Raw genomic sequence first — 11,751 nt, forward strand, 5'->3', positions numbered from 1 at the left:
GTTGCCGCGCTGCACTTGACCTTGCCTGGGCTTCACGGCACCGTCCGCCGCATCGGATAATCGGGTGGATTCCCATGCGCAACCTGTTCAACTCCCGCAATAAACTCGGCCAAAGCCTCGGTGTCGGTGCCGCACTTGTGTTCGGCCTTTTGGCGTTCGGCGGTACGGCCCAGGCGGCCAATCCGTTCGAATTGAATTTCGGGCTGTCGGGACCGCGTTACGACGGCAATGTGGCACCGTGCGAGCGGGCCCTGCCGTCGATCAGCTATCAATTCAATGAGAAGGAAGCCACCTTCTGGAATTCGCCGCTGGTGATCACCGGCTTCAGCCGGATCCACGAAACCGCGTTTCGGCCCTGGCAGTCCGACAACATTCCGCGCCGCTACTGCGCGGGCGACGTGATGCTGAGCGACGGCAAGGTCCGCACCGTGCACTACTCGATCATAGAGGACGGCGGCTTCAGCGGATTTGCCGACGGCGTCGAATGGTGCGTGACCGGGCTCGACCGCAACTGGGCGTACAACCCGTCTTGCAGGGCCGCGCGGCCCTGATCTCCGGCCAGCTTGGTCAAACGGAAGCCGCCGCCATCCAGACGGCGGCTTTTGTTCTTGTAATGTTCCAAATGCCTGCTAGGCTTGGAACAGTCGCGTGAGGGGAGCGTTTGATGCCTCGGTTGGTCACCATTTCCCGATTTCTGATTTCCGCTGCCTTGATGCTGTGCGGTGCGGCTGGTGCCTCGGCCCAGGATCGCCGCCAGAACGCGCCAGGTGAGTTCGATTTCTACGTGCTGTCGCTGTCATGGTCGCCCTCGTTCTGCGAGGCGGCGAGCGAGCGCGGCAACAATGGCCGCGGCACGCAGGCGCAATGCGGCGGACGTCCCTACTCCTTCGTGGTGCACGGGCTGTGGCCGCAATATGAGCGAGGCTTTCCGGAATACTGCCAGCGGCCCTCGCCGCGGCTCGCGCGCAACATCATGACCTCGATGCTCGACCTGATGCCCGCGCCCGGGCTGATCTACAATGAGTGGGACAAGCACGGCACCTGCTCCGGCCTCGGCGAACGCGCCTATTTCGAAGCGATCCGCAAGGCGCGCGCCGCGGTGAAGATCCCCGAGGAATTCCTGCAATTGTCGGAGCCGAAGACGATCGCGCCCGACGAGCTGGAAACCGCGTTCATCAAGGCCAATCCGGGGCTCAGCAACTCGGCGATCTCGGTGACCTGCAACAGCGGCCGGCTCAGTGAGGTGCGGATCTGCATGAGCAAGGACCTGCAATTCCGCGCCTGCGAGGAAGTCGATCGCCGCGCCTGCCGCCGCGATCAGGTGGTGATGCCGCCGGTTCGCGGCGGCTGAAGCCCTCCCCATCGCTGCCGGGCGGAAGGGTGCGCGCCTTCGTGCGCACCGTCCGGCTATCGACGTCGTCACGAAACAAGCTGATGTCGCGTAGATGGCCGGGACAAGCGCGGGCATCACGCAGTACAACATGCACTCCCTTTGGAGCGCAGCGCGATCACAGCATGAACTACCGTCACGCCTTTCATGCCGGCAACTTTGCCGACGTCATCAAGCACATCGTGCTGGTCCGCATGCTCACCTATCTACAGGACAAGCAGGCCGCGTTCCGCGTCATCGACACCCATGCCGGCGCCGGACTCTATGACCTGACGTCGAGCGAAGCGCAGCGCGGCGGCGAATGGCTCACCGGCATCGCGCGGCTGATGCAGGCGCGGCTCTCCGACCAGGCGCTGCCATTGATCGCGCCCTATCTCGACATCGTCAGGGCATTCAATCCGCGCGGCGAACTGAAAGCCTATCCCGGCTCACCGCTGATCGCTCGCGCGCTGCTGCGTCCGCAAGACCGCCTCACCGCCTGCGAGATCGAACCGACCGCGCGCAAGCAATTGATCGACGCATTGCGGCGCGATGCGCAGGCACGCGTCGTCGATCTCGACGGCTGGACGGCGCTGCCCGCATTCGTGCCGCCGAACGAGCGGCGTGGCCTGGTGCTGATCGATCCGCCGTTCGAGGCAAAGGACGAGTTCGAGCGGCTGGCCCGTGCGTTCGCCGAAGCGTACGCGAAGTGGCCGACCGGTGCCTATCTCTTGTGGTACCCCGTAAAATCCCGGAGAGCCACCGACGAGCTCGCGCGCAGCGTGGCTGCCGCAGCAGCAAGCAGCCGGCCCGCCGGCAAGTGCTTGCGTTTGGAATTCAGTGTGGCACCGCAAGAAGCCGACGCCGGCCTCGTTTCCACCGGTCTTTTGATCGTGAATCCGCCATGGACGCTGGCGGGCGAACTGAAGATCATCCTGCCCGAACTCGAGAAGCCGCTTGGTCAGGGCGGCGCAGCGCGCTTCAGACTCGAGACGCCTAAACCTTGATCGACAGCACCCACTGAAAAGTTCGATTTTGAGCATAGGCAATCTGCGCGGAACCGTATTATGCTCATCCTGTTACGACTGGCTTTACGTTCCGCTTCCGCGAATGGTTGCGGCGGAGTGACAAGGCCGAAATAAAATCCAGGCAGACCGGCGGCGTGACGCCGGCCTGTTCAGGTGGCCAGGCTTCCGACAAGCGAATGTCGGTCAACCGCTACGCGGCGTGCGCGTAGCGGTGGAGCAATACGGGGGAGGAGTTTCCCGATGGCCATGACTGGGACAGTCAAGTTCTTCAACGGAGAGCGGGGCTACGGCTTCATCAAACCTGACGATGGCGGCCGCGATGTGTTCGTTCACATCACTGCTGTCGAGCGTGCAGGATTGAAGGACCTGACTGAAGGACAGCGCATTAGTTTCGAGGTTGAACCCGACAAGAAGGGCAAGGGCCCGAAGGCGGTCAACCTGGTGGTTTCATGATGAGCGCTCGCGTTGCGCTGCCCGTGATGAAAGCCGATTGAAACGTTGCGTGTGAGTTGACTGCCGAGCGCGCTCGCGCTCGCTGCACGACCAACCTGCATGATGCGGACGCGACTGGCGCCGCCCGCATATTCGAAGCGTGCGGCCCACCGATTTGATCGGCGGATGCCGCGGCGCATGCTGCCGCACGCAACGTCGAGATCGTCAGCACAAAGAAAAACCCGGCCGCGCGAGGCGCGGCCGGGAGTTGAGATCAGACGTTTTCTTGTTCTCAGAAGTGATAGTTGATGCCGGCGCGAACCAGGCTGAAGCTGTAGCCGTTCGACGCACCGCCGGTGATCGTGAAGTTGCTGTTGGCGAGATCGACGTAGAGATACTCGATCTTGGCGCTCCAGTTCGGGGCAAAGCCCATTTCGGCGCCGGCGCCGACGGTGAAGCCGGCGTTGGTGTGGCTCTCTGATACACCGAAGGTCTCGCCGCGAAGCTCGCCGAAGGCGAGACCGCCAGTCGCATAGAACAGCACGTTGTTGACCGCATAGCCGGCGCGGCCACGCACCGTGCCGAACCACGGGTTGGAGAATTTCCAGGGTGCGAACCGGTCATCCGCGGTGGTGCCCTGGATATCGGCCTCGAAACCGAACACCCAGGGTGAGCCGTTCTGGAAATTGTAGCCGGCCTGCACGCCGCCGGCGAAGCCCGACGGCTTGGTCGGGTTGTTCTCGACCGAACCCCAGCCGTAACCGATGTTGCCGCCAAGATAGGGGCCGGCCCAGCTATAGGCATTGAGCGGCTGATAGACGGTGTAGGGCGATCCGTAGTTGAGGTCGGCCGCCACGGCCGAGCTCATCCAGCCTGCGACGATCAATGCGAGCGCACGCGCAACAAACCGGGTCATTGGTACTCTCCACCACGCAACTGCCGCAGCCCGCGGGCCCAGGGCCGGCGTGGTTACGGAATTCCACTTTTTTCGCTAAGGTTTATCGAGAGTTTTAAGTTAAAGGGCTGTTAAGCCCGGTTACCGTCCCGCTCATCAGTCTTAACAAGATGTTACCGGCCCGCTCCGGCGGTCGTGCAGCGGCAGTAACCTGCTGCAATCGGGGTTGTTTTTGAACACCGCCAACGCTGGCGACCGGTCGCCCGAGCGCTTAGTTTACGGCCCATGGTTCACGATTCTCCCGAGAGTCCGGCGCCGGACCCCAAGATCAAGGGGCGGCGCGGTTCAAAGTCCGATCTGCCGCAGGATGACCTGACAAGGGCCGACCTGACGCTCGACACCAGCGACGTCGATCCCGAAACCTCCGCCGCCGAGGACGAGGATGACGCACGCCTGCCCGACGCCGCGGAGGACGGCAACGAGGCGGTTGCCGAGGGAACGCTCTCGGTCGGTCATGCCGCGATCGAGAACGCGGTGCGGCTGGCCCCGACCTCGCCCGGCGTCTACCGCATGCTCAACGCCGCCAACGACGTGCTCTATGTCGGCAAGGCGAAGAACGTCAAAAAGCGGCTATCGTCCTACGCGCGGGCCAACGCGCCGCTACCGGCACGCATCCTGCGGATGATCGCGGCTACCACGCATGTCGAGATCGTCTCGACCATGACCGAGACCGAGGCGCTGCTGCTCGAAGCCAATCTGATCAAGCAGCTTCGTCCACGTTTCAATGTGCAACTGCGCGATGACAAATCATTTCCATATATTCTGATCTCGGGCGACCACTGGGCGCCGCAGATCCTCAAGCATCGCGGCGCGCAGTCGCGGCCCGGCCGCTATTTCGGCCCGTTCGCCAATGCCGGCGCGGTCAACCGCACCATCACGGCGCTGCAGCGCGCCTTCCTGATCCGCTCCTGCACCGACGGCTTCTTCGAAAGCCGCACCCGGCCCTGCCTGCTCTATCAGATCAAGCGCTGCGCCGGCCCCTGCACCCGCGAGATCGATTTCCCCGGCTACAGCGAGCTGGTGCGCGAGGCGACCGAATTCCTCTCCGGCCGCAGCCACGCGGTGAAGGAGTTGCTCGCCGCCGAGATGGAGAAGGCTTCCGGCGAGCTCGAGTTCGAGACCGCGGCACTGTATCGGGACCGCCTCGCGGCGCTGTCGGCGATCCAGTCGCAGCAGGGCATCAATCCGCGCACGGTGGAAGAAGCCGATGTGTTCGCGATCCACCAGGAGGGCGGCTATTCCTGCGTCGAGGTGTTCTTCTTCCGCACCGGCCAGAACTGGGGCAACCGCGCCTATTTCCCGAAAGCCGAGAAGAGCTTCACGCCCGAGGAGGTGCTGTCCTCCTTCCTCGCGCAATTCTACGACGACAAGCCGCCGCCGAAGCTGATCCTGCTGTCGCACGAGATCGAGGAAAGCGCGCTGCTCGCCGACGCGCTCTCGGTCAAGGCCGGATCCAAGGTCGAGGTCTCGGTGCCGAAGCGCGGCGAGAAGAAAGAACTGATCGGCCACGCGCTCACCAACGCGCGTGAAGCGCTCGGCCGCAAGCTCGCCGACACCGCAACCCAGAGCCGGCTGCTGGAGGGCATGGTCACCACGCTCGGCCTGCCGCATACGCCAAAGCGCATCGAGGTCTACGACAACAGCCACATCCAGGGCACCAACGCAGTCGGCGCGATGATCGTGGCCGGGCCCGACGGGTTCATGAAGAACCAGTACCGCAAGTTCAACATCAAGTCGCAGGGGCTGACGCCCGGCGACGACTACGGGATGATGCGCGAGGTGCTGGAACGTCGCTTCAAGCGGCTCCTGAAACCGCCGGAGGATGAGGCCGCCAAGGACGGCGCAAACGACAAGGCGGACGACGATTCGTTCCCGCAATGGCCTGACCTCGTCATCATCGACGGCGGCCGCGGCCAGCTCAACGCGGTGAGAGAGATCTTCCAGAACCTCGGACTGACCCAGGTCTCGCTGATGGCGGTGGCCAAGGGTCCGGAGCGCGACGCCGGGCGCGAAACCCTGTTCATGCCGGACCGCGAGGCCATCAAGCTGGAGCCGCGCGACCCGGTGCTCTATTTCATCCAGCGGCTGCGCGACGAGGCCCACCGCTTCGTGATCGGCTCGCACCGCAAGCTGCGCAAGAAGGACATCCGCGAGGCCGGATTGCAGGAGATCCCGGGGATCGGCCCGTCGCGCAAACGTGCCTTGCTGCATCACTTCGGAACGCTCAAGGAGATCGAGCGGGCCTCGATCGCCGATCTTGGCAAGGTTCCAGGCGTCAGCGCCGAGAGCGCCCGCAAGATTTTCGAGTTTTTCCACGCCCAGCCGGGCTAGACCAAAGGCTATTCATCAGGGCGTCGCCTGCGACAGGGCATCTAGGGCATGATGCGGAAAAGTGTCAGGCAACGTTCCGAAAAGATCACGCTTGAACAACGAGCTGAGGCGCCATGACGATTCCGCGTAATGTTGCCGCGCTTTGGCGCCCGCACGGTTGACCTTCTTGCTTCAGCGGTATTGGTAGGACGGATGAACATCGCCACGACCCGGGGACAGACCAAGACCATGTCCCTCCCGAATATCCTGACCTACGCCCGGATCGCCGCGATCCCGGTGGTGATCGGCTGCGTCTACTGGCAGTCGATCCTGGACGGCCCGCTGTGGCTACGCTGGGTGGCGCTGGCGGTATTCATTGCGGCGGGGATCACCGACTATCTCGACGGCTACTATGCCCGGATGTGGGACCAGCAGTCCGCCTTCGGCCGGATGCTCGATCCGATCGCCGACAAGCTCCTGGTCGCCTCCAGCCTGCTGATGCTGGCCGCCGACAACTCGATCCATGGCTGGACGCTGTGGGCGGCGATCGTGATCCTGTGCCGCGAGATCCTGGTCTCGGGCCTGCGCGAATATCTCGCGGGGCTCAGGGTCAGCGTTCCCGTCACCAAGCTGGCGAAATGGAAGACCACGATCCAGCTGGTGGCGATCGGCTTCCTGATCGCCGGTGAAGCCGGCGAGCAGGTCTTTCCCGCCACCACCCTGATCGGCATCGTGCTGCTCTGGATGTCGGCGATCTTCACGATCTACACCGGCTGGGATTACTTCCGCGCCGGCATCCATCACCTCATCAAGGAGGATGAGGGATGAAGCTGAAATACTTCGCCTGGGTCCGCGAGCGCGTCGGCAAGGCTGAGGAGACCGTCGAGCCGCCGGCCGAGGTGCGCACCGTCGCAGACCTGATCGGCTGGCTCACCGCGCGTGACGACGCCTACGCTTATGCCTTCGAGAAGCCCACGGTGATCCGCGCCGCGATCGACCACGCCCATGTCAAGCAGGATGCGGCGATCGTCGGCGCCCGCGAGATCGCGTTCTTCCCGCCGATGACCGGCGGTTAAATTCCCCATGGCCGTCGCTGCAACCATCCGTATCCAGCAAGCCGACTTCGATGTCGCGCGCGAGATCGCAGGCCTCAGCCAGGGGCGCACCGATATCGGCGCGGTCGTCAGCTTCAGCGGCATCTGCCGCGGCAGCGAGCAGGGCGAGCCGATCGCAGCACTGACGCTCGAACATTACCCTGAAATGGCGGAAGCCGAGATTGGGCGTCACGCCGACGAGGCGCTGGCGCGCTGGCCGTTGCAGGGCCTTACCGTCATCCATCGCTTCGGCCGCATCGCGCCGGGCGAGAACATCGTGCTGGTCGTGACCGCCTCGGCGCACCGGCAGGCCGCATTCGAGGCCGCCGAGTTCCTGATGGACTATCTCAAGACCAACGCGCCGTTCTGGAAGCGCGAGGAAAGTGCCCGCGGCACGAACTGGATCGAAGCGCGCGACCACGACGACGCGGCCGCCGCGCGCTGGACCAAATCCTGATGGCCAAGCGCAGCAAGGTGCCGGCGAGGCGCATCCCGGCCGTGTCGAAAGCGTCCAACAAAGCGTCCGTGAAGGCGCCCAAGGTCGGCGCCGGCGAGCTGCACACCCTGTTCGATTTCCTGCGCTATGCGACGAGCCGCTTCAACGCGGCCCAACTGGTGTTCGCGCACGGCACCACCGATCCGGTGGCCGAGGCCGCCTTCCTGATCTCCGAGACGCTGCATCTGCATCCCGACCAGTTCGAGAATTTTGCCAACGCCCGCGTCACGGTGAGCGAAGGCAAGCAGATCCTCGACCTGATCGAGCGCCGGGTCGCGACGCGCAAACCGGCGGCCTATCTCGTCAACAAGGTCTACATGCGCGGCCTGCCGTTCTACGTCGACGAGCGCACCATCGTGCCGCGCTCCTTCATCGGCGAATTGCTGGATTCGCATTTCGGCGGCGACGAGGACGGCAGTTCGCTGATCGGCGATCCCGCGGAGGTTGGCAGCGTGCTCGACCTCTGCACCGGCTCCGGCTGCCTCGCGATCCTGGCCGCCCGGCATTTCGCCAACGCCGCGGTCGATGCGGTCGATATCTCAAAGGATGCGCTCGAGGTCGCCGCGCGCAACGTCGCCGACCACGGCCTCAACGACCGCCTGACGCTGCATCGGGGCGACCTGTTTAAGCCGCTCGGCGACAACAGCTACAACCTGATCATTTCCAACCCGCCCTATGTCGACGCCGAGGGCATGGCCGCGCTGCCGCGCGAGTGCCGCGCCGAGCCGAAGATCGCATTCGACGGTGGCCCCGACGGGCTCGACATCGTCCGCCGCCTGCTTGACGAGGCGAAGCAGCATCTCACCCCGCAAGGCGGCCTGCTGTGCGAGATCGGCCGCGGCCGCGACAATCTCGAAGCCGCCTATCCGAACCTGCCGCTGCTCTGGCTCGACACCGAGGACTCCGAGGGCGAGGTGTTCTGGATCGCCGCCGCCGACCTCTGACCGAACCCGGCCCGGTCCGGAGCATTACGGTCCCCGGCGAAGCGAAAATCATGTGCAGCTCCAGCCGGTTCCCCAGATCACTGCCGCGTCGAATCAACAATGATGCTAAGGTCGCTTTCCGGGGACGCACGGACGGAGGGCGCGGGCGCGCGACATGATTCGGATTTCGACGATCTTCATCGCCACCTGCATGGTGCTGGTCGCAGCCTCTTTGGGCTTCGTCCTGTACTCGGTGGCGGGCATCAGCGGATCGGAATCGGCGATCGTGGCGCTCACCGCCCTCACCTGCCTGATCCTCTACAACGCCGTCTCGATGCGATTGCGCGACCGCAGCGATGTCGGCAGCCAAATCGCGGACCTGTCGCGTGGCACCGCCGACCTCGCCCGCCAGGTCGCCGAATTCGGCCGGCGGCTGGCCGCGGTCGAGGGCCGGGTCGCGTCGGCCAATTCCACCGGCGCCGACCGGATGCAGGGCATGGCCGGCGAGATCAACGAGCTCGGCGGACTGGTGCGGCAGCTCGCGGCATCCGTCGCCCACCATGAGGATCTGCTGGCTTCGGGTCCGGCGGTGCAGCCTGTCGCTGCTCCTATGGCGCAGCCCGTCGCGCCGCCGCGGGCCGACCTGCTGCAACCGATGCCGCCGGCGCCGACCGTCGTCTTCGCGCCGCCGCCCCCCCCTCGCCGCAATCGGCGATCTCGCGCGGCCAGGCCCAGCTTGTCGGCGCGATCAGAAACGCGATCGAGCAGAACCGCCTCGACATCTACCTTCAGCCGATGGTGACCTTGCCGCAGCGCAAGGTGCGCTACTACGAGGCGGTGACGCGGCTGCGCGACGAGCGCGACCAGGTGCTCGCCGCCGACGACTTCATCGAGGCGGCCGAGGCCGGCGGCCTGATCGGGCGCATCGATCACATGGTGATGCTTCGCTGCGTCCAGGTGCTGCGCCGCCTGATGATCCGCAGCAAGGATGTCGGCGTGTTCTGCAACGTATCGGCGGCGACGCTGTCGGACCCGACGCATTTCACCCAGTGTCTCGACTTCCTCGAAGCCAACCGCGCGCTGGCGCCGTCCTTCGTGCTCGAGTTCAAGCAGGCCACCTTCCGCAACCTCGGTCCCGTCGAGAGCGAGAACCTCGCGGCGCTGTCGCAGCGCGGCTACCGGTTCTCGATCGATCATGTCAGCGACCTTCGCCTCGAGCCGCGCGAGCTGGCCGATCGCGGCGTCCGCTTCATCAAGGTGCCGGCGGCGCTGCTGCTCGACACCGCGCAGAGCGCGGCTTCCGATATCCATCCCTCCGACCTGTCCGACCTGCTCGGCCGCTACGGCATCGACCTGATCGCCGAACGGATCGAGGGCGAGCGCTCGGTGGTCGACCTGCTCGACTACGACGTCCGGTTCGGCCAGGGGTTCCTGTTCGCGCCGCCGCGGCCGTTGCGGCCGGAGGGGGCATCTGCTACCGCCGAGGCTCCGCAGGCCAACCCCCAGGACCTCAATGGCGCCAGCACGTCAGCACCTGTCTCCAGCCCCGCAGCTCCGCCGCGCACGACCGGCAGCGCCGCACTGGCACGCCGCGCGCTCGGTCCAAATTAACCGGCAGTTCGCATCATGACCTCGCTGCGTTTCGTCGAGCAGCTGCGCCACCTCGTCGACAATGTCGACGTCGTGCTGTCGGACATCTGGGGCGTCGTGCACAACGGGCTCGAATCGTTTCCCGAGGCCTGCGAGGCGCTGCACACATTTCGTCAGCGCGGCGGCACCGTCATCCTGATCACCAACGCGCCGCGGCCGGCCGATTCGGTGCAACGGCAGCTACGCAAGCTCGGCGTCGCGGACGACACCTATGACGCGATCGTCTCCTCCGGCGATCTGACGCGCCACTTCGTGGCCGATCATCCCGGCCAGAAGATCTTCTGGATCGGCCCGGAGCGCGACAGCTCGATCCATCGCGGCCTCGATGCAACGATGGTGCCGCTGGAGCAGGCGGACTACATCATCTGCACCGGCCTGTTCGACGACGAGACCGAATCCGCCGAGGACTATCGCGAGACCCTGCTAAAGGCGCTTCAGCGCAAGCTGACGCTGGTCTGCGCCAATCCGGACATCGTGGTCGAGCGCGGCGACCGGCTGATCTACTGCGCCGGCGCGGTCGCCGAACTCTATCGCGAGCTCGGCGGCGAGGTGATCTTCTACGGCAAGCCACACCGGCCGATCTACGAGCGCGCGATGGCGCTGGCCGCCGAGCGCCGCGGAAAACCGACCGAGCTCGGCCGCGTGCTCGCGATCGGGGATTCCGTGCGCACTGACCTCACCGGCGCCCATGCCTTCGGCATCGACCTGTTGTTCGTCACCCGCGGCATCCATTCCGAGGAGTTCGAGGGCATCGAGCAGCTCGATCCGGCCTCGGTGAAGGAATTGTTCGGCCATCCGCCGCGCGCGCTGATGCGCGAGCTGAAGTGGTAGGGGCAGTTCCGCAGGGGCTCACTGCCAAAATATCGAAAACAACCCCATGCAAAGCAGCCCGCGGCGTCCGGCGTTCGACCGGTCGCCTTGACATGTCGGGCAACTCAGGGTTAGATTTCTAATATTCCGAAATCTTATACACGCAAAAACGCAAATGCCCGGGGCAAGCCCGGGCATGACGTGAATGTCGGTTGATGCGAACGGCGTCTTACGCCGTCGCCATGTCCGGGAACACCGCCTCGATCTTGGTCTTCAGCGTGGCGGCGTTGAACGGCTTGACGATGTAGTTGTTGACGCCGGCCTTCTTGGCCGCGATCACGTTCTCGGTCTTGGATTCCGCCGTGATCATGATGAAGGGCGTGGTCGCGAGATTGGGATCGGCGCGGACTTCCTTGAGCAGATCGTAGCCGGTCATCGGCTCCATATTCCAGTCGGAGATCACCAGGCCATATTTCTTGCCGCGCATCTTGTTGAGCGCCGCGGAGCCGTCGGAGGCATCGTCGATATTCTCGAATCCAAGCTGCTTGAGGAGATTCCGGATGATGCGGATCATGGTGCTGTAGTCATCGACCACCAGAACCGGCATGGACAAATCAACCGCCATCTTTCCCCCCAAAACGACTAACGCAACCTGGCTTCTGCACGAACGCAGCTTTCCGCCAA

General features: G+C 64.7%; 12 protein-coding genes and 1 pseudogene. 11 read left to right on the forward strand and 2 right to left on the reverse strand.

From position 1 onward, the window contains the following. Nucleotides 1-74: 74 nt before the first annotated feature. From CWS35_RS36990 to CWS35_RS37005, 4 genes are all read left to right on the forward strand, one after another. Nucleotides 75-551 carry a hypothetical protein gene (locus tag CWS35_RS36990; protein WP_024581099.1) on the forward strand — a complete coding sequence of 159 codons (477 nt, stop codon included), beginning with the start codon at nucleotides 75-77 and terminating at the stop codon, nucleotides 549-551. A gap of 161 nt (nucleotides 552-712) precedes the next feature. After that, nucleotides 713-1,351 carry a ribonuclease T gene (locus CWS35_RS36995; RefSeq protein WP_371412485.1) on the forward strand — a complete coding sequence of 213 codons (639 nt, stop codon included), beginning with the start codon at nucleotides 713-715 and terminating at the stop codon, nucleotides 1,349-1,351. Nucleotides 1,352-1,515: 164 nt separating this feature from the next. Beyond that, on the forward strand, nucleotides 1,516-2,376 hold the full coding sequence (locus CWS35_RS37000) for a 23S rRNA (adenine(2030)-N(6))-methyltransferase RlmJ (protein WP_100955907.1): 861 nt from the start codon (nucleotides 1,516-1,518) through the stop codon (nucleotides 2,374-2,376). A 261-nt stretch (nucleotides 2,377-2,637) separates the two neighbouring features. Then, entirely contained in the window at nucleotides 2,638-2,850 is a 213-nt protein-coding gene (locus CWS35_RS37005; protein WP_013501119.1) for a cold-shock protein, read from the forward strand. A gap of 271 nt (nucleotides 2,851-3,121) precedes the next feature. Here the strand turns inward: CWS35_RS37005 and CWS35_RS37010 are convergent, their stop codons facing one another. Further along, nucleotides 3,122-3,745, reverse strand: coding sequence for an outer membrane protein (locus CWS35_RS37010; RefSeq protein ID WP_100955908.1), 624 nt, complete (start codon nucleotides 3,743-3,745; stop codon nucleotides 3,122-3,124). A 264-nt stretch (nucleotides 3,746-4,009) separates the two neighbouring features. Between CWS35_RS37010 and uvrC the strand changes: the two genes are divergently transcribed. The 7 genes and pseudogenes from uvrC (at nucleotide 4,010) to CWS35_RS37045 (ending at nucleotide 11,088) form a co-directional block, all read left to right on the forward strand. Further along, a complete protein-coding gene (gene uvrC / locus CWS35_RS37015; RefSeq protein WP_100955909.1) occupies nucleotides 4,010-6,115 on the forward strand; it encodes an excinuclease ABC subunit UvrC in 2,106 nt (701 codons plus the stop codon). A 192-nt stretch (nucleotides 6,116-6,307) separates the two neighbouring features. Then, nucleotides 6,308-6,922, forward strand: a complete 615-nt coding sequence (gene pgsA, locus CWS35_RS37020; RefSeq protein ID WP_016844474.1) for a CDP-diacylglycerol--glycerol-3-phosphate 3-phosphatidyltransferase — start codon at nucleotides 6,308-6,310, stop codon at nucleotides 6,920-6,922. After that, a complete protein-coding gene (moaD, locus tag CWS35_RS37025) occupies nucleotides 6,919-7,170 on the forward strand; it encodes a molybdopterin converting factor subunit 1 (RefSeq protein WP_024581104.1) in 252 nt (83 codons plus the stop codon). Before pgsA ends, moaD begins: the two co-directional genes overlap by 4 nt. A gap of 7 nt (nucleotides 7,171-7,177) precedes the next feature. Beyond that, the gene (locus tag CWS35_RS37030; protein WP_100955910.1) at nucleotides 7,178-7,645 is read left to right on the forward strand and encodes a molybdenum cofactor biosynthesis protein MoaE; all 468 of its coding nucleotides are present in this window, start codon (nucleotides 7,178-7,180) and stop codon (nucleotides 7,643-7,645) included. Further along, the gene (prmB, locus tag CWS35_RS37035) at nucleotides 7,645-8,628 is read left to right on the forward strand and encodes a 50S ribosomal protein L3 N(5)-glutamine methyltransferase (RefSeq protein ID WP_100955911.1); all 984 of its coding nucleotides are present in this window, start codon (nucleotides 7,645-7,647) and stop codon (nucleotides 8,626-8,628) included. Before CWS35_RS37030 ends, prmB begins: the two co-directional genes overlap by 1 nt. A 154-nt stretch (nucleotides 8,629-8,782) precedes the next feature. Next, a pseudogene (locus tag CWS35_RS37040) lies at nucleotides 8,783-10,218 on the forward strand (EAL domain-containing protein). Nucleotides 10,219-10,233: 15 nt separating this feature from the next. Further along, complete coding sequence (locus CWS35_RS37045) at nucleotides 10,234-11,088, forward strand: TIGR01459 family HAD-type hydrolase (protein ID WP_100955912.1); 855 nt, start codon at nucleotides 10,234-10,236, stop codon at nucleotides 11,086-11,088. Between the two features lie 208 nt (nucleotides 11,089-11,296). Here the strand turns inward: CWS35_RS37045 and CWS35_RS37050 are convergent, their stop codons facing one another. Continuing rightward, complete coding sequence (locus CWS35_RS37050; protein ID WP_016844467.1) at nucleotides 11,297-11,692, reverse strand: response regulator; 396 nt, start codon at nucleotides 11,690-11,692, stop codon at nucleotides 11,297-11,299. Nucleotides 11,693-11,751: the final 59 nt, after the last annotated feature.

Source organism: Bradyrhizobium sp. SK17 (assembly GCF_002831585.1).
Lineage (GTDB): Bacteria > Pseudomonadota > Alphaproteobacteria > Rhizobiales > Xanthobacteraceae > Bradyrhizobium.